A 19,906-nucleotide genomic window follows, 5' to 3' on the forward strand; every position below is an offset into this window, starting at 1 on the left:
AGGAGATGGAATTTCCATGACAGACGCACTCAAGCGCCTTTCCGACGAAGGCGTCGCGATCTGGCTGGACGACCTGTCGCGCAAGCGGATCACGTCCGGCAACCTCGCCGAGCTGATCGACCAGCAGCACGTCGTGGGCGTCACCACCAACCCGTCGATCTTCCAGAAGGCGATCTCCGAGGGCGACGGCTACGAGGAGCAGCTCACCGACCTCGCCGCCCGCGGCGTCACGGTCGAAGAGGCCATCCGGATGATCACCACGGCGGACGTCCGTGACGCCGCCGACATCCTGCGCCCGGTCTTCGACGCCACCGGTGGCCAGGACGGCCGGGTCTCCATCGAGGTCGACCCGCGTCTGGCGCACCACACGCGCTCCACCGTCGCCGAGGCCAAGCAGCTGGCCTGGCTGGTGGACCGGCCCAACACCCTGATCAAGATCCCGGCGACCGAGGCCGGTATCCCGGCGATCGCCGAGACGATCGGCCTGGGCATCAGCGTCAACGTCACGCTGATCTTCTCCCTGGAGCGCTACCGCAAGGTCATGGACGCGTTCCTGACCGGCCTGGAGAAGGCCAGGGAGCGCGGCCTGGACCTGTCGAAGATCCACTCCGTGGCGTCGTTCTTCGTCTCCCGGGTGGACACCGAGATCGACAAGCGGATCGACGCGCTCGGTACCGACGAGGCGAAGGCGCTGCGCGGCAAGGCCGCCCTCGCCAACGCGCGTCTGGCCTACCAGGCGTACGAGGAGGTCTTCGCCACCGACCGCTGGAGCGCGCTGGAGCGCGAGGGCGCCAACAAGCAGCGTCCGCTGTGGGCCTCCACCGGTGTGAAGGACAAGGCGTACAAGGCCACGCTGTACGTCGACGACCTGGTGGCGCCGAACACGGTGAACACCATGCCGGAGGCGACCCTGGTGGCCACCGAGGAGTCGGGCGAGATCACCGGCAACACCGTCGCCGGCACCTACGAGCAGGCCCGCGCCGACCTCGACGCGGTGGAGCGGCTCGGCATCTCGTACGACGAGGTGGTGCAGCTGCTGGAGGACGAGGGCGTCGACAAGTTCGAGTCGGCCTGGAACGACCTGCTGAAGTCGACCGAGGCGGAGCTCGCGCGCCTCGCCCCTTCGGAGGGCTGACATCTTGTCGAGCAGCAATCCGCTGCGTGACCCGGCAGACCGACGGCTCCCGCGTATCGCGGGGCCGTCGGGCCTGGTCATCTTCGGGGTCACGGGCGATCTGTCGCGCAAGAAGCTGATGCCGGCGGTGTACGACCTCGCCAACCGGGGTCTGCTGCCGCCGGGCTTCTCGCTGGTCGGTTTCGCCCGCCGCGAGTGGGCGAACGAGGACTTCGCGCAGGAGGTCCACGACGCGGTCAAGGAGCACGCACGCACTCCCTTCCGCGAGGAGGTCTGGCAGCAGCTCATCCAGGGCATGCGGTTCGTCCAGGGCACCTTCGACGACGACGAGTCCTTCGAGCGGCTGCGCGGCACGATCGAGGAGCTGGACAAGGCGCAGGGCACGGGCGGCAACTTCGCGTTCTACCTGTCGGTGCCGCCGCGTTCCTTCCCGGTGGTCATCCAGCAGCTGAAGAAGCACGGGCTGGCCGACCAGTCGAGCGGTTCCTGGCGGCGCGCGGTGATCGAGAAGCCGTTCGGCCACGACCTGAAGTCGGCCGAGGAGCTCAACGCGATCGTCCACGAGGTGTTCGCCCCGGACCAGGTCTTCCGCATCGACCACTACCTGGGCAAGGAGACCGTCCAGAACATCCTGGCGCTGCGTTTCGCGAACACGATGTTCGAGCCGATCTGGAACCGGTCCTTCGTCGACCACGTGCAGATCACCATGGCCGAGGACATCGGCATCGGCGGCCGGGCCGGCTACTACGACGGCATCGGCGCCGCCCGCGACGTCATCCAGAACCACCTGCTCCAGCTCATGGCGCTCACCGCCATGGAGGAGCCGGCCTCCTTCGACGCGGACGCGCTGGCCGCGGAGAAGACCAAGGTGCTCGGCGCCGTGCGGCTGCCGAAGGATCTGGGCAGGGACACCGTGCGCGGGCAGTACGCGGCCGGCTGGCAGGGCGGCGCGAAGGCGGTCGGGTATCTGGAGGAGGACGGCATCAACGCCTCCTCGAGGACCGACACGTACGCCGCGATCAAGCTGGGCGTGGACAACCGCCGCTGGGCGGGCGTCCCCTTCTACCTGCGCACCGGCAAGCGGCTGGGCCGCCGGGTCACGGAGATCGCGGTGGTGTTCCAGCGGGCACCGCACTCCCCCTTCGACTCCACGGCCACCGAGGAGCTCGGGCAGAACGCCATCGTGATCCGCGTCCAGCCGGACGAGGGTGTCACGGTGCGGTTCGGCTCCAAGGTGCCGGGCACCTCGATGGAGATCCGGGACGTGTCGATGGACTTCGCCTACGGCGAGTCGTTCACGGAGTCCAGCCCGGAGGCGTACGAGCGGCTCATCCTCGACGTCCTGCTCGGCGACTCCAACCTCTTCCCCCGCACCGAGGAGGTCGAGCTGTCCTGGAAGATCCTCGACCCGATCGAGGAGTACTGGGACAACCACGGCAGGCCGGCCCAGTATCCGGCCGGTACCTGGGGGCCCGTCGAGGCGGACCATATGCTCGAGCGAGACGGACGGAGCTGGCGCCGGCCATGAAGACAGCCCTCACGGACACCACGGCCAGCAAGATCAACAAGGCGCTGGTGAAGGCCCGCCGGGCCATCGGCACCCCGGCGGTCGGCATGGTGCTCACCCTCGTCATCGTGACCGACGAGGAGAACGCCTACGACGCGCTGAGGTCCGCCGGCGACGCCTCGCGCGAGCATCCCTCGCGCACCCTGGTCGTCATCAAGCGCGTCTCCCGTTCGCACCGCGACCGTACGAAGTCCCGGCTGGACGCGGAGGTGCTGGTCGGCGCGGACGCGGGCACCGGCGAGACGGTGGTGCTGCGGCTGTACGGCGAGGTCGCCGACCACGCCCAGTCGGTGGTACTGCCGCTGCTGCTGCCGGACGCCCCGGTGGTGGTCTGGTGGCCGGTCAACGCTCCGCTGGACCCGGCGGGCGATCCGCTGGGAGCGCTGGCCCAGCGCCGGGTGACCGACACCTATGCCTGCGAACAGCCGGTACGGGAGCTCGCGGCCCGTGCCGACTCCTACACCCCGGGCGACACCGACCTGTCCTGGACCCGGATCACGCCCTGGCGTTCGATGCTGGCGGCGGCCCTGGACCAGGTGACCTGCGAGGTGCAGGCCGTCGAGGTGGAGGGCGAGGAGTCCAACCCGAGCTGTGAGCTGCTGGCCATGTGGCTCGCGGACCGGCTGGACGTCCCGGTGAAGCGTTCGCTGTCCTCCGGCCCCGGGCTCACGGCGGTCCGTCTGACGACCGACTGCGGCCCGATCGTGCTGGACCGGGCCGACGGCTCGCTGGCGACGCTGTCGATCCAGGGCCAGCCCAAGCGCGCGGTGGCGCTCAAGCGCCGGGACACCTCGGAGCTGATCGCGGAGGAGCTGCGCCGGCTGGACCCGGACGACACCTACGCGTCGGCGTTGCGGTACGGGGTCGAGCGGCTGAGGAGCTCGGCGCACAGGTCGGCGGCGGATCCGGGGGCGTCGAAGGCGCCGTCGGGCGAGCGGCTTGCGGCGGTGTCGCGCGGGCTGACCGAGGCGTCGAGCGCGCTCGACGATGTGTCGCGGGCGCTGGGCGAGGCGTCGGGGACTCCGAAGGAGCCGGCGCGGGAGCCCGAGGTGTCGGGTGACTCCGGGAAGCGGCCGGCGGGTGAGTCGCCGGCCAAAGGAGCCGGGGGCCCCGCTCCCGTCGAAGCGGCTGCGGAAGGTTCCCGGGGCGCGGCGACGGCGCAGGGACCGGTGAACAGGGCGGTGGCGAAGTGAGTACGGCACCGCAGCTCGTCGTGCACCGCGACAAGGAGCTGATGGCCCGGGCCGCGGCGGCCCGGCTGATCACCCGGGTCGTGGACGCGCAGGCCTCGCGGGGTTCGGCGTCCGTGGTCCTGACCGGCGGCCGCAACGGCAACGGCCTGCTGGCCGCGCTCGCGGCGGCGCCCGCCCGGGACGCGGTCGACTGGGGCCGGATCGACCTGTGGTGGGGCGACGAGCGGTTCCTGCCGGACGGCGACCCGGAGCGCAATGTCACCCAGGCCCGCGCGGCGCTGCTCGACTCGGTGCCGCTGGACCCGGAGCGCGTGCACGCCATGCCCGCCTCCGACGGCCCGCACGGCGCCGACGTGGACGCGGCGGCGGCCGCGTACGCCGAGGAGCTGGCGCGGGCCGCGGGGCCGACGGACCACGGCGGGGTGCCGGCGTTCGACGTGCTGATGCTGGGCGTCGGCCCGGACACGCACGTGGCGTCCCTCTTCCCGGAGCTGCCCGCGGTCCGGGAGACGGAGCGCACGGTGGTCGGCGTCCACGGCGCGCCCAAGCCGCCGCCGACCAGGGTGACGCTCACCCTGCCGGCGATCCGCGCGGCCCGGGAGGTGTGGCTGCTGGCGGCCGGCGAGGACAAGGCCGAGGCCGCGGTGATCGCCCTGTCGGGCGCGGGCGAGATCCAGGCCCCGGCCGCGGGCGCGTACGGCCGGGCCCGCACCCTGTGGCTGCTGGACGCGGCGGCGGCCTCGCAGCTGCCGCGGGCGCTGTATCCGCCGGCGTCGGCGTAACGCGCGCGGCGCACGAGACGCACGAGCCCCCGCTTCGTCAGGAAGCGGGGGCTCGTGCGTTTCCGGGTGGGGCGGTGTCCGGTGGGACGGTGTCCGTCACTTCACCGAGCCCGCCATCACCCCCTGCACGAAGTGCCGCTGGAAGGCGAAGAACACGGCGACCGGCACCACCAGGGACAGGAACGCGCCCGGTGCGAGTACGTCGATGTTGCTGCCGAACTGGCGGATCTGCGACTGGAGTTCCACCGTCAGCGGCTGCGAGGAGCTGTCGGCGAAGAGCAGGGCGACCAGCATGTCGTTCCAGACCCACAGGAACTGGAAGATGGCGAGGCTGGCGATCGCCGGCCGCCCGACGGGCAGGATCAGCCGGGTGAAGATGCGCCACTCGCTGCCGCCGTCCATCCGGGCGGCCTCCAGCATCTCCTTGGGTATCTCGGCGAAGTAGTTCCGCAGCAGGAACACCGCGAACGGCAGCCCGTACGCCACATGGAACAGCACGACGCCGGGGATGGTGCCGAACAGCCCCAGCTGGCCGAAGAGTTTGGCGACCGGCAGCAGCCCGATCTGTACGGGGACCACCAGCAGCGCCACCACGAGCAGGAAGATCGCGTCGCGGCCGGGGAAGTCCAGCCAGGCGAAGGCGTATCCGGCGAGCGCCGCGACGACCACGACCAGGGCCGTGGTCGGCACCGAGATCAGCACGGTGTTCCAGAACGCCTGCGTCATCCCCGAGTTCTTCAGCAGGGCCGCGTAGTTGTCGAAGGACAGCTGCCCGGGGGCGGCGAGCACCGTCCACCAGCCGCCCTTGGCCGTGTCCTCGGCGGACCGCAGCGAGGAGAGGAACAGGCCGGCCAGCGGGGTCATCCACACCAGGCCGATCACGACCAGGAACGCCTGCACCACGGCGTTGCCCAGGCCGCGCCGGATCGCGTTCATCGCTGACTCCTTCGGAAGCGGCGGACGTTGAAGACCATGGCGGGGACGACCAGCAGCAGGAGCAGCACGCCGAGCGCGCTGCCCATCCCCTGGTCGTTTCCGCCGCCGAACGACACCAGCCACATCTGGGTCGCGAGCACGGTCGCGTCCTCCTGCACGGGTCCGGGGGCGATGATGTAGACGAGGTCGAAGACCTTCATCACGTTGATCACCAGGGTCACGAAGACGACGGTGAGGACCGGTGCGAGCAGCGGGACGGTGATCCGGCGGAAGATCTGCCACTCGTTCGCGCCGTCCATCCGCGCCGCCTCCAGCGCGTCCCGCGGCAGGGCCGAGAGTCCCGCGCCGATCAGCACCATCGCGAACCCGGTCCAGATCCACAGGTAGGACCCGATGATCGCCGGGGTGACCAGGGTGGGTCCGAGCCAGGAGATGCCGTCGTAGGGGGGCGCGAAGTTGGCGGCGGGCAGCTTGACCGCGTACGAGCCGCCGTCCAGGCCGGTGAAGCGGAACGAGCCGTCGGCGGCGGTCGTCGTGCTCGCGACGGTGCGTCCGTCGCGGACCGCCTCGACCGTCATCTCGGGCAGTCCGCTCTCCTGCCGGTCGACCACGCCCGGCTCTCCTCCCCCGCCGGGGGTGAAGTCGAGGTAGACCACTCCGCGGATCTCGTCGGCGCCCGCCTTCTGGCCGGTGGCCGCCGGGTGGGCGGGCGCGGCGTCGTCGGGCAGGTCCTTGGGGGCGACGCCGACCAGGCCGAGGGCGGTGACGGTGCCCGGCGAGAGGTCCGCGCCGGTCGTGTAGGCGCCGTCGGCCTCCTTGGTCAGGCCCGGTCCGGCGCCCCCTCCCCCGCCCCCGCCGGCCTCGCGGGCGCGGGCCGTCGGGTAGGAGGAACTGCCCTTGAAGGCGTCGTGGACCGTGACGGCGGCGGCGTTCAGCACGCCCTTGTCCGGGTCGTCGTCGTAGGCGAGCCGGAAGATGATGCCGGCCGCCAGGAAGGACACCGCCATCGGCATGAACAGCAGCAGCTTGAAGGCGGTGGCCCAGCGGATCTTCTCCACCAGCACGGCCAGGATCAGGCCGAGTCCGGTGAGCAGGGTGGGGGCGATCACGACCCAGATCGCGGTGTTGCGGACGGCCTTGAGGGTGGTCGGGTCGCGGAACATCTCGGTGTAGTTCCCGGCGCCCACGAACCGGGTGCCGGAGGCGTCGAAGAGGCTGCGGCCGACGGAGAACAGCACCGGGTAGACGACCAGCGCGCCCAGCAGGAGCAGGGCGGGCAGCACGAACAGCACGGCGACGATCCGCCCCCGCCTGCGCAGGCGCAGGCGGCGGGCACGATCGGGGTGCGAAGGAGCCGGCGGGCTCGCTTCCTTCACCAGGGTGGCGGTCATGGCCGTCAGTTCCCGTACGCCTTGGCCGCCGCCTTCTCCAGCTCGGCCGCGGTCTTCTTCGGGTCGGACGGGTCACGCAGGAAGTCCTGGAGGATCTTCCACTCGCCGGCGCCCTTGGTGCCGCCGAAGGCCGCCGGGGCCTGGTCCGACATGTCGAAGCGGACCGAGTCGCCGGCCTCGATCAGGGACTCGGCGGTGGCGCGGGTGACGTCGTCGCCGTAGGAGGAGGGGTCGAGTTCCTTGTTCGGGGAGAGGAAGCCGCCGGCCTCGGCCCACACGGCGGCGGCCTCCGGTGTGGCCAGGTACTCCAGGAGCGCCATGCCGGCCTCGGCGTTCTTGCCGTCCTTGAGCACCACGGCCGCGTCGCCGCCGCTGACCACCGGGGCCTCGCCGTCACCGACCGGCGGGAACGGGAAGAAGTTCGCGTCGGTGCCGATGTCCTTGCCGAACTGGTCCTTGGCGACGCCGGCCACGAAGTCGCCCTCGTAGACCATGGCGGCGTCCGGCTGAGGTCCGAAGACCTTCTCCACCGAGCCGGGGAAGTCGGTGTTCAGGGCTTCCTTCTGGCCGCCCGCGATGAGCTGCTTGTCCTTGAAGAGGTCGCCGAGCGTGGTGAGCGCCTCGACCACCGTCGGGTCGGTCCACTTGATCTCGTGCGCGGCGAGGGCGTCGTACTTCTCGGGTCCGGCCTGGGAGAGGTAGACGTTCTCGAACCAGTCGGTCAGCGTCCAGCCGTCCTGTCCGGCGACCGAGAAGGCGGCGAGACCGGAGTCGGAGACGGTGCGCCCGTCCTTCAGCATGGCGTCGTAGGTCTTCGGCGGGGTGACGCCCGCCTGTTCCAGGGCCTCGGGGCTGTACCAGACGGTCGACTTGTGGGCGGCCTTGAAGTAGAGGCCGTAGAGCGTGCCGTCGACGCTGCCGTAGTTCTGCCACACCTCGGCGAAGTTGGCCTCCACGGTGCCCTGGACCTTCTTGTCCAGCGGCTTGAGCCAGCCCTCCTCGGCGAACTGGTTCAGCACGCCGACCTGGGGGACCATCACGACGTCGGGGGCGTTGCCGCCCTCGATCTTGCTGCCGACGACGGTGGAGACGTTGTCGCCGGTGGACACGAACTCCGTCTTGGCGCCGGTCTTCTCGGTGAAGGCGTCGAGCACCTTCTGGAAGTTCTTCTGCTCGCTGCCGGACCAGACGCCGGCGACCGAGACGGTCTGACCGCCGAGCGCCTTGTCGCCGCCGCCGGCCGCGACGGGCTCGCCCGAGCCGCAGGCGGTGGCGCCGAGGGCGAGCACGAGAGCGGTGCAGCCGGTGAGCAGGGTGGTACGTCGTCGCATCATCGTTGATGTCCCTTCGGAAAACGTTCAGAAGTGCGTTCGGGAGTGCGTTCAGGAGTGCGTTCAGGATCTTTCGGGATACGTGAAGTGGGCGGGTTTCAGGAGCCGTCGATCCACCAGGCGGCCGTGGAGCCGGGCAGGACTCCGGGCGGGCACGGGCCACTGGCGAGCAGCGGGGTGCCGGGGACCGGGGCGGGTACGGGGGCGGTGCCGAAGTTGACGGCACACACCAGGTCGTCGGCGCGGGCGAAGGCCAGGACGTCCGGCCCGGTCTCCAGCCAGCGCAGTGTGCCCTCGCCCAGCTGGGGCAGCGCGGCACGCAGTTGCAGGCCGTCGCGGTAGAGGTGCCAGAAGGACCGGGTGTCGGCGAGGGCGCGGTCGGTGGCGTGTTCGGCGAACCACTCGGGCTGCGGCAGCCAGGGTGCGGCCCCCTCGGCACCGGAGGTGAAGCCGAACGGGGAGGCCTGCCCCGACCAGGGCAGCGGCACCCGGCAGCCGTCGCGGATCCGGGCGCGGCTGCCGGTGCGGCGGAAGATCGGGTCGGTGAGCACATCGTCGGGGAGGTCGACGACCTCGGGCAGGCCCAGTTCCTCGCCCTGGTAGACGTACGCGGCGCCGGGCAGTGCCAGCATCAGCAGCGCGGCGGCGCGGGCACGGGCGGCGCCGAGGCCGCTGCCCTGGGGGGTGGGTTCGCCGTAGCGGGTGACGGTGCGGACCTGGTCGTGGTTGTTGAGGACCCAGGTGACGGTCGATCCGGTGCCGGCGATGTCCTGCATGGCCTCGGAGATGACCTTGCGGAAGGCGTCGGCGTCCCAGGGGGCGCCGAGCAGGTCGAAGAAGAAGGCCTGGTGGAGCTCGTCGGGGCGGACGTACCGGGCGTGCTCGCGGGCGGTCGGCACGGAGACCTCGCCGACCAGGAGCCGTTCGCGGCCGTCGCGGGCGGTGTACTCCTCGCACACCGTGCGCCAGTGCCGCCACACGTCGTGCACCTCGGGCTGGTTCCAGGCCAGCGGGTTGACCGAGTCCCGGGTGCGGGCGTCGGCCTCCGGGTCCGGGGAGTCGGGCAGTTCCGGGTGCTTGAACAGGCCGGCGGCGACATCGATGCGGAAGCCGTCGACGCCCCGGTCCAGCCAGAACCGCAGGGTCCGGTCGAAGTCGGCGGCGATCTCGGGGTTGCGCCAGTTCCAGTCCGGCTGTTCGGGCGTGAACATGTGCAGGTACCACTGGCCGGGCCGGCCGTCCGGCTCGGTGACGCGGCTCCAGGCGGGCCCGCCGAACATGGCGTGCCAGTTGTTGGGCGGCTCGGCGCCGTCGGGGCCGCGGCCGTCGGTGAAGTGGAAGCGGGCCCGTTCCGGGCTGCCGGGAGCCGCGGCGAGCGCCTCGCGGAACCAGGGGTGCTCGCTGGAGCAGTGGTTGGGGACGACGTCCAGCAGCACCTTGACGTCGAGCCGCCGGGCGGCCCCGACCAGCAGGTCGAACTCGGCGAGGTCGCCGAAGACCGGGTCGACGTCGCGGTAGTCGGCCACGTCGTAGCCGTGGTCGTGCTGCGGCGAGGGGTAGAAGGGGCTCAGCCAGATCCCGTCCACGCCCAGCTTCTTCAGGTAGGGCAGGCCCGCCCTGACCCCGGCGAGATCGCCGATTCCGTCACCGGTGCTGTCCAGGAAGCTGCGGACGTACACCTGGTAGATCACTGCGTCGCGCCACCAGCGGCGGGTGTCGATGTGCTCGGGGCTCACCACGTCGACCTGTCTGTGCGTGCGGAGACCCGGGAGGCCCGGGCCGACGGCGTCATCGCCGTTATGCATGCATGTTATGTAGGCGTGTCGCGGAGGTGTCAATGAACAGGCGCAAGCTACCCGGAGGTTGCCATGGATTAATCGTCATCGATTTGGACATACCGGTCACCTTTGAGACGCCCGTGTTACTTAACAGGTAACTGAAGATGGATGTCCGGGTGAGAAACCCGGGGGCCGGACGGGCCCGGAGCGCGGACCCCGGGGTGCGGGCCCCGGGACCCCGGGGTGCGGGCCCGGGAGCCCCGGGGTGCGGGCCCCGTACGGCGCGGCTAGCGCGCGGAGACGGCGGCGAGTTCGCGCGCCAGCCGTCGCACCGCCGCTTCGGGCGTCTGCCGCCCCGCCATCGCGTCGTGCACCACCGCCTGCACGACCAGGCTCACCTGGTCATAGCGCGGACTCTTGGGGCGCGGGGCGGCGGCGAGCACGCTCTCACGCAGCGTGGGCAGGTACGGGAACTGCCGGACCAGTCGGGGATCGTCGTACAGCGCGGCCCGTACGGGCGGCAGCGCGCCGCGGGTGAGCACCTGGCGCTGGACCGGCTCGCTGGTGAGGTACGCGATCAGCCGCGCGGCGGAGTCGGGGTGCCGCGCATGGGCGGCGACGGCGAGGTTGGAGCCGCCGAGGACACTGGTGCCCGGCCCGTCCGGCCCCGGCAGGGGTACGGCGCCGACCTTCCCGGCGACCGCGGAGCCCGGGGCGGACGCGGCGACGTAGGCGTAGGGCCAGTTGCGCAGGAAGAGCAGCCTGCCGTCCTGGAAGGCCTGCTTGGACTCCTCCTCCTTGTAGGTCAGCGCCTCCTGGGGGATCCAGCCGTCGCGGACCCCGCGGGCCAGGAATCCGATGCCCTCGCGGGCCGCCCGGGAGTCGACGGTGACGCGCTCGCCCTCGTCGCCCAGGATGGTGCCGCCCGCCGAGTAGACGGCCTCGGCCGCGTTGACGGTCAGGCCCTCGTAGGGCAGAAACTGGCCGGCGTAACCGTCGAGTCCGTACTCCGGGGCGAGGTTCTTCGCGGCCCGCTCCAGCTCGGCCCAGGTGCGCGGCGGCGCCACACCCTCGGCGTCGAGCACGTCCGCGCGGTACAGGAGCAGTCCGGCGTTGGTCACGTACGGGACGGCGTACAGCCGGCCGTCGTAGGTCGCGGTGTCCACGACGCCCGGCAGGAAGGTCTCCAGCGGGAAGCGGTCGCGCGGCAGCGGGCGGATCCAGCCGCCGGCGGCGAACTCCGAGGTCCAGCTGACGTCGATGTTGAGGACGTCGAAGCGGCCGTGGCCGGGATCGCGCAGGTCCGTGATCATCTGCGCGCGGGTCTCGTCGGCCGAGTCGGGCAGCTCGACGAGCGTGACCTCCTCGCCGGGGTGGGTGCGGTTCCAGCCGTCGAGCAGGGGGCCGAGATAGCCGGTGAGGTCCCCCGCGGTGGCCAGGGTGAGCGGGCCACGCCCGTCGCCGGGTGCGGCCCGGTCGGCCCGCGCCCCGGAGACCACGCCCACGGTCAGGAGCACGAGGAGGACGAGAAGGCCCCTACCGGCGGCATGGATCCACCGCATAGGTTCCTCCCTGTGCACCCGCACCCGGCATCCTTGCCGGGGTCAGTGGCCATGTATACCTGTTAGGTATCGGCGATACTAGGGCGTGCGGCACATTGTGTGAGGCGCGCGGGACACGGAACCGGGCGCGCCGCACCTGGCACGAAGGACGCGGGGAGGAGAGCACGAGTGCGGCAGTCCCTGCTGGCCCTGCTCGCCCGCGGTCCGGCCCACGGCTACGAGCTGAAGCAGGACCTTGAGCAACTGCTGGGCTCCGCGTACCCTCAGCCGAACGTCGGCCAGATCTACGTCACCCTGGGCCGCCTCGAGAAGTCGGGGCTGATCGAGGGCGAGGACGTCGAGCAGGCCGGCCGGCCCAACAAGAAGGTCTATCACCTCACCGACGCCGGGCGGGAGGCGCTGCGCGCCTGGTTCGAGGAGACCGCGGACGAGCCGCGGGTGCGGGACGAGTTCTTCATGAAGCTGGCCCTCGCCCCGCAGACCGGCCTCGCCGACCGGATCGCCCTGATCAACCGCCAGCGGCGCCAGTACCTCAACACCATGCGGCAGTTGTCGAAGCTGGCCGCAGCCGAAGAGCGGGACAACCGCGTCGCCCATCTGCTGATCGAGGGCGCGATGCTGCACCTGCAGGCCGACCTCGACTGGCTGGAGCGGTGCCAGGAAGAGCTGGAGGAGCTGGAGTGAGCGAGAGTCCCGCTCCCGTGCTGCGCGCCGAAGGCCTGGTCAAGACGCACCACGGCGAGGGAGCCCCGGCACACGCGGTGCGCGGGGTCGATCTGCGGGTGACACGCGGCGAGTTCGTGGCGGTCACCGGTCCGTCCGGCGCCGGCAAGTCGACCCTGCTGCATCTGCTCGGCGGGCTCCAGCGCCCGGACGCCGGCAGCATCTGGCTGGACGGCGAGCGCACCGACGACTACAGCGAGGCCCGCTGGGCGGTGAAGCGCAGGAAGCACATCGGGATCGTCTTCCAGTTCTTCAACCTCGTCTCGAATCTGTCGGTCGCCGACAACGTCGAGCTGCCGGCGCTGCTCGCCGGGACCCCGCCGAGGAAGGCCCGCGCCGGGCGGGAGGAACTGCTGGCCGAGCTGGGTCTGACGGGCAAGGAGCGGAGCATGCCGGGCGAGCTGTCCGGCGGTGAGCAGCAGCGGGTCGCACTGGCCCGTGCCCTGGTCAACCACCCGCCGCTGCTGCTGGCCGACGAACCCGCCGGCAGCCTGGACAGCAGGGGCACCCGCGAGGTGATGCGGCTGCTGTCCCGCTTCCACCGGCGCGGGCAGACGATCGTGCTGGTCACGCACGACGCCCGGCTGGCGAGCGCCGCGGACCGGGTGATCAGCTTCTTCGACGGACGGATCGCCGACGACGCGGAACTGGACGGGACACCGCCGCCCGGCCGGGGAACGTCCGGGGTGCTGGAACTCAGGGACTGAACCGGGGACCGACCGGGGACCGACCGGGGACCGACCGGGGACTGCACCGCGAGGCGACCGGGGCTGAACCGCAAGACGGCCGGGGGCTGAACCACGAAGCGACCGGGGAGCTGAGCGAAGAGGCGTCGGGAACCGATTCCCGGCACGGAACACAGGACCGGCAAGAGACCGACGAGGAACCGGTACGGAACACGGGACCGGCAAGGGTCCGGCAAGGGACCGGCAAGGGACCGGCAAGGGACCGGCACAGAACACGGGACCGGCAAGAGACCTGCAAGGGGTCGGCCACCGACAAGGGACGGGCGAGGGACTGGCATGCGGATGTACGACGGTCCGGGCGGCCGGCGCCGGCGAAGGGGCTGACGCCGGTGCGAGCGAGCTTGCGCTGGGCGCACTCCGATCTGCGCACGCATCGCGGTGAGGCGCTGTTCCTGGTCCTGGCCACCGCGGGCATCGTCGCGTCCCTGCTGCTGGCCACGGCCCTGTTCGGGTATGCGACCAACCCCTGGCAGCGGACCTTCGCCCAGGCCCACGGCGCGCATGTCACGCTGCACACCACCGCCCCGGCCGCCGCCTCGAAGCTGGCGGACCTGGACGGTGTGGAGTCCGTCGCCGGCCCCTACCCCACGGCCGCCGTCACCCTCGCCGCACGTGGCAGCCGGGCCGCCGCCGAGCTGCGCGGCACCGTCGACCGGCCCGGGACCGGCCGCCCGCTGATCACCTCCGGGCGCTGGCTGGACCCCGCCACGCCCGACGGCGTGGTTCTGGAGAGCAGCCTCGCCCGTGCCCTGCTCACCACGCCCGGCGACACCCTCACCCTGCCCGGCACCGCGCGGACCCTGACCGTGGTGGGCGTCGCCGACAGTGCCGAGCCGCGCTACCGGCCGGGAGAACAGTCCGGCCTGGTGTGGGCCCTGCCGTCGGCCGTGACCGACCCCGACGGCCAGGTGACCGGGCTGCGGCTGACCGACCCCGAGGACACCGGGTACGTGGTGCAGCGGGCGGTGACCGTGCTGGGGGCCGGTGCCATCGGGGAGGTCGCCACCTGGCAGCAGGCGCGGGCCGAGGCGCAGGGCGACAACCGGCTGCTCGGCCAGGTTCTGGGCCTGTTCGGGCTCGGCGCGCTGGTCGCCGCCGGGTTCGCGGTGCACGGGGCGATCAGCACCCGGATCCGGGGGCATCTGCGGGACATCTCCGTCCTCAAGGCGATCGGCTTCACCCCGGGACAGGTCGTGCGTGTCTTCCTTCTCCAGCATCTCGGCTACGCCCTGCTGGGCGCGGTGGCGGCCGCCGCGCTGACCGAGGCGCTGGGCAGCGGGGCGCCGGGGCGGCTGGGAGACGCGGTCGGCGTGTGGCAGGGGCTGCCGGGACACACCGTGGCGCTGTTCGTGGTGCCCGTGGGTGCGGTGCTGTTCATCGGCGCCACCACCGGACTCGCGGCGTGGCGGGCGGGCCGGGTGCCGCCGGTGCCGGTGCCGACAGGGCCTGGGCCGGCGGCGCCCGGGGCCGGCCGGCTGACGGGCGTGGCGCGACGGGCGCTCGGGGCCCGGGTGCCGCCCGCGCTGGTCCTGGGCCGGCACAAGGCGTTCACCCGCCGCCCGCGCTCCCTGGGCACGGTGGCCAGGCTGGCACTGCCGCTGCTGCTGATCGTGACGGCGCTGAGCGCGTGGACCACCATCGACCGCTTCGGGAGCAGCCCGGAGCGGATGGGGCTGCCCGCCGCGCTCAGCGTCCGCGCGGACGCCTCGCTCGGCGACCGGGAGGCCCGCGCCCTGCTGGAACGCGATCCGCAGGTCGCCGCCGCCCACCCCGGTGTGGAGGTGGCCGCCCTGGTCCCCGGCCAGACCGCCACGATCGCGCTGCGCGGCTTCGGCACCCGTCAGGAGCCCTACCCGTTCACCCTGGCCGAGGGCCGCGCCGCGCACGGGCCCGACGAGGCGGTGGCCGGGCAGGGGTTCCTGGACCTGCTGCACGTACGGGTCGGTGACTGGGTGCGGGTGACCGTCGGCGACCGGCCGCAGGTCCTGCACATCGTCGGCCGCAGCATCGAGCCGGAGAACGCCGGACGGGTCGTCTCCACCTCGCTCGACACCCTGCGCGGCAACGACCCCGCTCTGCGGCCCGATCTCTACCAGCTCCGGCTGGTTCCCGGCGCCGACCCCGGGGCCGTCGCCGAGCGGCTGGCCGGGGCCGGGGACGGCCTGCTCGACGTGCATGCCGTGGCGAACCCGGCCGAGGGGCTGCCCCCGTTGCGCGCGGTCGTCGTCGGGCTGATCGCCGTACTCGCGCTGATCGGGCTGATCGAGCTGCTCACCACGATCGGCGGCATGGTCCGCGAGGGCGAACGGGACCTGCTCGCGCTCAAGGCGATCGGCCTCTCGCCGCGGCAGATCACCGCGATCACGGTCACGGCCGTCTCCTGCACTGCACTGGCCGCCGTGCTCCTCGCCATGGGGCTGGGGCTGCCGCTGGCGCACTGGCTGATCGACGCCCAGGGACGGTCGAGCGGCATCGGCGCCGGAATCGCCCGGGTGCCCTCCCCCGCGCTCCTGGTCCTGCTCGGTGCCGCCGCGGTACTGGGTGCCGCCGTCCTCGCCGCCCTCCCGGCCGCCCGCGCGGCCCGGCGCCGCCTCGCGGACACTCTGAGCGCGGTCGCGTGACGGAGTGGCGGAACGGGGTGGGGCGGGGCGGGGCGGGGCGGGGCAGGGCGGGGCGGGGCAGGGCGCCCGGCCGTGGCGATCCCTCTGGTCCGACGGCCCGGAGACTCGGCGGCTCAGCGCGCGTAGGGGTTCTGCGCGGGCGGGGTGTACGGGTTGCCGGGGGCGCCCAGGGCGTACGGGGACTGCGGGTGGGCGTAGGGATTTCCCTGGACCGGGATGTGCGGCTGCCCCGGACCGGGCGCGAGGGCGGGGGCGGGGACCGGACCGGAGGCCGGGTGCGATGCCTGGGCCGGCGCCGGGACCGGCACGACGAGTCCTGGGAACGGGCCCTGGGTCGCCGGGTGGTCCGCCAGCCGGATGCCGTAGCGCCGCTTGAGCCGCCGCAGTTCCAGCAGCGCGATCCCGGTGACCGTCAGCGGGGCGGCCAGGATGAAGACGATCCCCAGGGCAAGACCGAGCCCTTTCAGGTCACCGGTGATCAGGTCCGGCAGGGACATCAGCCAGCAGGTGACGACGGCGAGCAGGGCCGGCAGCGAGCGGTGCACGGCACCCGTGCCGAAGAAGTTCCCGGAGACCCGCAGCGCCGCGGCGAAGACGAAGACGACCAGCCACAGCATCACCAGGCAGAGGGCCAGGAACAGCACCAGGTCGTCCCTCCCGAGCCCGAGCATCACCCAGGCCAGCAGCACCGGGGCGGTGAGGGCGCAGACGAAGAGCAGCAGCAGCTTGAACGCGCCGGCCAGCGGTACCCGCAGCTCCCGTACGGTGCCGGTGCGCCGCCACACCAGAAGCATCACGCCGACCGTCAGCGGGGTGAGGAACAGCAGGACCACGGCCGCGGTCAGCGTGTTCGTCAGCAGCTCCGTGAAGTCGAATCCGCCGACGAGGAAGGTGTACACACCGAGGGTGGCGACCAGTCCGGCGATGATCCGGATCCGTTTGAGCCGTTCGATGGACCGATCGAGCGAATCGGGGATCCACGCGGGATGGAACAGCGCCCGTGCCACCTGGTGGGGTTTGAAGAACGACGACACCTTGAGCGTGCCGCCTGTCCAACTCCCGCGTGTACGTCCCAACTTGAGCGCCCCCGAACGTTCGCCGCAATGACTGGCATCATGATCGACGGGGGATTCTACGGGAAGCGGACGACAGTGCGCCGCCCGCTTCCCGCTGCGCTCTCAGCTCCGGCCGCGCAGCTCCCGGTAGGTGGCGACCAGAGCCCGGCTGGAGGCGTCCAGACCGGGCACGTCAGCGCCTTCGGTGAGCGCCGGCTCGACGCGCTTGGCGAGCACCTTGCCCAGCTCCACACCCCACTGGTCGAAGGAGTCGATGTCCCAGATCGCGCCCTGCACGAACACCTTGTGCTCGTAGAGGGCGACGAGCTGGCCGAGGACGGACGGCGTCAGCTCGCGCGCGAGGATCGTGGTCGTGGGGTGGTCGCCCTTGAACGTCTTGTGCGGTACCAGTTCCTCGGGCACGCCCTCGCCGCGCACCTCGTCCGGCGTCTTGCCGAAGGCCAGGGCCTGCGTCTGGGCGAAGAAGTTGGCCATCAGCAGGTCGTGCTGCGCCTTGAGCTCGTCGCTCAGTTCGGCGACCGGCTCGGCGAAGCCGATGAAGTCCGCGGGGATCAGCTTCGTCCCCTGGTGGATCAGCTGGTAGTAGGCGTGCTGCCCGTTGGTACCCGGCGTGCCCCAGACGACGGGGCCGGTCTGCCACTGGACCTCGCGCCCGTCCCGGCCGACGTACTTGCCGTTGGACTCCATGTCGAGCTGCTGGAGGTAGGCGGTGAACTTCGACAGGTAGTGCGAGTACGGCAGGACCGCGTGCGACTGGGCGCCCAGGAAGTTGCCGTACCAGACGCCCAGCAGACCCAGCAGCAGCGGCACGTTGGACTCGGCCGGGGCGGTGCGGAAGTGGTCGTCGACGAGGTGGAACCCGTCGAGCATCTCCCGGAAGCGGTCCGGTCCGATGGCGATCATCAGCGACAGGCCGATCGCCGAGTCGTACGAGTAGCGCCCGCCGACCCAGTCCCAGAACTCGAACATGTTGGCCGTGTCGATGCCGAAGCCGGCGACCTTCTCCGCGTTCGTCGACAGGGCGACGAAGTGCTTGGCGACGGCGTTCTCGTCGCCGAGCGCGTTGAGCAGCCAGGTCCGGGCGGAGGTGGCGTTGGTGACCGTCTCGATGGTGGTGAACGTCTTGGACGCGACGATGAACAGCGTCTCCGCCGGGTCCAGGTCGCGGGTGGCCTCGTGCAGGTCGGAGCCGTCCACGTTGGAGACGAAGCGGACCGTGAGGTCGCGGTCGGTGAAGGCGCGCAGCGCCTCGTACGCCATCGCGGGGCCGAGGTCGGAGCCGCCGATGCCGATGTTGACCACCGTGCGGATGCGCTTGCCGGTGTGCCCGGTCCACTCACCGGAACGCACGCGGTCGGCGAAGGCGGCCATCCTGTCGAGAACGGCGTGCACGCCGGGGACGACGTTCTCCCCGTCGACCTCGATCACCGCGTCGCGCGGCGCCCTGAGGGCGGTGTGCAGGACGGCCCGGTCCTCGGTGGTGTTGATCCGCTCACCGCGGAACATGGCGTCGCGCAGCCCGAACACGTCGGTGGCGACGGCCAGTTCGCGCAGCAGCCGCAGGGTGTCGTCGGTGACGAGGTGCTTGGAGTAGTCGATGTACAGGTCACCGACCCGGAGCGTGTACGCGGCCCCCCGGTCGGGGTGGGCGGCGAACACCTCACGCAACCGCAGGTTCCCGAGCTCCTCGCGGTGCTTGGCCAGTGCGGTCCACTCGGGAGTCTGGTCGAGCCTGGTACGGCCGTCTGCGTTCATCTCGGACTTCAGCCTTCTTCCTTGCTGCCTGTGCTGCGTATCCGCCCCACTGCCGGTTCCAACCTAATTGATCAGAGGTGGACATCATCTGGCGTGACGCCGTCGTGGGGCGCAACAACAGATACGGCTGACCGGCCCCCGGGTATTCAGCGGGGCGACGGGCAGGATGCCTGTCGGGCCGGACCGCGGGCAGGACAGGCGGGTCAGGCGGAGCCGAGAGCGCGGCCGTGGGCGGGGCCGAGAGCGCGGCCGTGGGCGGGGCCGAGAGCGCGGCCGTGGGCGGGGCCGAGAGCGCGGCCGTGGGCGGGAAGAAGGGGCCGGAAGCGAGCAGCCGGACATGAGCACGGCACAACGCAGACACACCGCGGGCGCGGCTCAGGTGCTCCAGCACGGTGCGGCGCAGGCCGCCCGGCCGACTGCACACCGCACAGATCCGGCCGTCGGCTCCTGGCCGAACCGAACCGAATGTGAACTGTCAGACCTCGCCCCGCAGTTTGGCGAGCGCCTCGGCGAGGATCGCCTCACCGTCCGCGTCGCTGCGCCGCTCCCGCACATAAGCGAGGTGCGTCTTGTACGGTTCCGTACGCGGCGGGTCCGGGGGGTTGTCCCGGTCCTGGCCGGCCGGAAAGCCGCAGCGGGGGCAGTCCCACGTATCGGGAACCTGCGCGTCGCTCGCGAAGCTCGGCTGGGTCTCGTGCCCGTTGGAGCACCAGAAGGAGAGGCGCAGCCGCGGCGCTGACTCACCGCGCTCGGCCTCGCCCATCGGCCCCGCCCCGACCCGGCTTCCCCGGATCGCGTTGCCACTTGCCACGGTCGTAACTCCCTGCGTGATGGCGCGGCGAGGCGAGTCGGCGTTCCGCTTCGCTGCGAGCGCCTCAGTCTACGTAAGGCCCAACGCGCGTCCAGTGATTGGAGTTACCGCTCCCCCACCCAGACGCAAGCCCCATGATAGGCCGCACTGTGCTGCGCGTACCGGACATGGGGCCTTACGTGGGGAATGCGCACCCGATGCGTGCGGATTGTCCGCCAGGGTCTTCCGCTCGGGTCAGCCCGACTTCATCATGACGCCGAGCGTGACGATGCAGACGGCCCAGAGCAGCCCGACCACGACGGTGATCCGGTCGAGGTTGCGCTCGGCGACCGAGGAGCCACCGACGGAGGACTGCATGCCGCCACCGAACATGTCGGAGAGACCGCCGCCCTTCCCCTTGTGCATCAGCACCAGCAGCATCAGCAACAGGCTGAAGACGATCAGGGCGATCGAGAACCCCAAAATCACGGCTGGACCAACTTCCTCGGATTCGGATGGG

The 19,906-nt window shown here is 71.7% G+C and carries 16 protein-coding genes; 7 read left to right on the top strand and 9 right to left on the bottom strand.

From position 1 onward, the window contains the following. Positions 1 to 16: 16 nt before the first annotated feature. Genes tal through pgl form a run of 4 tightly spaced genes read left to right on the top strand, consistent with a single transcriptional unit; the run spans position 17 to position 4,677 of the window. On the top strand, positions 17 to 1,135 hold the full coding sequence (gene tal / locus V4Y04_RS07850; RefSeq protein WP_332426592.1) for a transaldolase: 1,119 nt from the start codon (positions 17 to 19) through the stop codon (positions 1,133 to 1,135). 4 nt (positions 1,136 to 1,139) lie between these two features. Then, on the top strand, positions 1,140 to 2,663 hold the full coding sequence (gene zwf, locus V4Y04_RS07855) for a glucose-6-phosphate dehydrogenase (protein ID WP_332426594.1): 1,524 nt from the start codon (positions 1,140 to 1,142) through the stop codon (positions 2,661 to 2,663). After that, positions 2,660 to 3,895 carry a glucose-6-phosphate dehydrogenase assembly protein OpcA gene (opcA, locus tag V4Y04_RS07860; protein ID WP_332426596.1) on the top strand — a complete coding sequence of 412 codons (1,236 nt, stop codon included), beginning with the start codon at positions 2,660 to 2,662 and terminating at the stop codon, positions 3,893 to 3,895. Before zwf ends, opcA begins: the two co-directional genes overlap by 4 nt. Further along, positions 3,892 to 4,677, top strand: coding sequence for a 6-phosphogluconolactonase (pgl, locus tag V4Y04_RS07865; protein ID WP_332426597.1), 786 nt, complete (start codon positions 3,892 to 3,894; stop codon positions 4,675 to 4,677). Before opcA ends, pgl begins: the two co-directional genes overlap by 4 nt. 96 nt (positions 4,678 to 4,773) lie before the next feature. Here the strand turns inward: pgl and V4Y04_RS07870 are convergent, their stop codons facing one another. The 5 genes from V4Y04_RS07870 to V4Y04_RS07890 all read right to left on the bottom strand — a co-directional run bounded on the left by V4Y04_RS07870 (position 4,774) and on the right by V4Y04_RS07890 (position 11,675). Next, positions 4,774 to 5,613: a carbohydrate ABC transporter permease gene (locus V4Y04_RS07870; RefSeq protein WP_332426599.1), complete on the bottom strand. Its 840-nt coding sequence runs from the start codon at positions 5,611 to 5,613 to the stop codon at positions 4,774 to 4,776. Then, positions 5,610 to 7,004: an ABC transporter permease gene (locus V4Y04_RS07875; RefSeq protein WP_332426600.1), complete on the bottom strand. Its 1,395-nt coding sequence runs from the start codon at positions 7,002 to 7,004 to the stop codon at positions 5,610 to 5,612. Before V4Y04_RS07875 ends, V4Y04_RS07870 begins: the two co-directional genes overlap by 4 nt. A gap of 5 nt (positions 7,005 to 7,009) precedes the next feature. After that, a complete protein-coding gene (locus tag V4Y04_RS07880; RefSeq protein WP_332426602.1) occupies positions 7,010 to 8,338 on the bottom strand; it encodes an ABC transporter substrate-binding protein in 1,329 nt (442 codons plus the stop codon). Positions 8,339 to 8,433: 95 nt separating this feature from the next. Next, positions 8,434 to 10,140, bottom strand: a complete 1,707-nt coding sequence (locus V4Y04_RS07885) for a glycoside hydrolase family 13 protein (RefSeq protein WP_443079975.1) — start codon at positions 10,138 to 10,140, stop codon at positions 8,434 to 8,436. A gap of 260 nt (positions 10,141 to 10,400) precedes the next feature. Next, positions 10,401 to 11,675: an ABC transporter substrate-binding protein gene (locus tag V4Y04_RS07890; protein ID WP_332426603.1), complete on the bottom strand. Its 1,275-nt coding sequence runs from the start codon at positions 11,673 to 11,675 to the stop codon at positions 10,401 to 10,403. Positions 11,676 to 11,843: 168 nt separating this feature from the next. On the opposite strand from V4Y04_RS07890, the gene V4Y04_RS07895 reads away from it, so the two are divergent. The 3 genes from V4Y04_RS07895 (at position 11,844) to V4Y04_RS07905 (ending at position 15,765) form a co-directional block, all read left to right on the top strand. After that, complete coding sequence (locus V4Y04_RS07895; RefSeq protein WP_332426604.1) at positions 11,844 to 12,359, top strand: PadR family transcriptional regulator; 516 nt, start codon at positions 11,844 to 11,846, stop codon at positions 12,357 to 12,359. Further along, positions 12,356 to 13,105 (top strand): ABC transporter ATP-binding protein, encoded by a 750-nt coding sequence (locus V4Y04_RS07900; protein ID WP_332426605.1) that lies wholly within the window; start codon positions 12,356 to 12,358, stop codon positions 13,103 to 13,105. Before V4Y04_RS07895 ends, V4Y04_RS07900 begins: the two co-directional genes overlap by 4 nt. Positions 13,106 to 13,473: 368 nt before the next feature. Further along, entirely contained in the window at positions 13,474 to 15,765 is a 2,292-nt protein-coding gene (locus V4Y04_RS07905) for an ABC transporter permease (RefSeq protein WP_332426606.1), read from the top strand. Between the two features lie 113 nt (positions 15,766 to 15,878). Here the strand turns inward: V4Y04_RS07905 and V4Y04_RS07910 are convergent, their stop codons facing one another. From V4Y04_RS07910 to secG, 4 genes are all read right to left on the bottom strand, one after another. Beyond that, on the bottom strand, positions 15,879 to 16,841 hold the full coding sequence (locus V4Y04_RS07910; protein WP_332426607.1) for a hypothetical protein: 963 nt from the start codon (positions 16,839 to 16,841) through the stop codon (positions 15,879 to 15,881). A 102-nt stretch (positions 16,842 to 16,943) separates the two neighbouring features. Then, the gene (gene pgi, locus V4Y04_RS07915) at positions 16,944 to 18,596 is read right to left on the bottom strand and encodes a glucose-6-phosphate isomerase (protein WP_332426608.1); all 1,653 of its coding nucleotides are present in this window, start codon (positions 18,594 to 18,596) and stop codon (positions 16,944 to 16,946) included. 475 nt (positions 18,597 to 19,071) lie between these two features. Then, the gene (locus V4Y04_RS07920) at positions 19,072 to 19,407 is read right to left on the bottom strand and encodes an RNA polymerase-binding protein RbpA (RefSeq protein WP_332426609.1); all 336 of its coding nucleotides are present in this window, start codon (positions 19,405 to 19,407) and stop codon (positions 19,072 to 19,074) included. Positions 19,408 to 19,641: 234 nt separating this feature from the next. Next, on the bottom strand, positions 19,642 to 19,869 hold the full coding sequence (gene secG / locus V4Y04_RS07925) for a preprotein translocase subunit SecG (RefSeq protein WP_443080166.1): 228 nt from the start codon (positions 19,867 to 19,869) through the stop codon (positions 19,642 to 19,644). Positions 19,870 to 19,906: the final 37 nt, after the last annotated feature.

Origin of the sequence: Streptomyces sp. P9-A2, assembly GCF_036634175.1 — a bacterium.
Taxonomy (GTDB): Bacteria; Actinomycetota; Actinomycetes; order Streptomycetales; family Streptomycetaceae; genus Streptomyces; species Streptomyces pratens.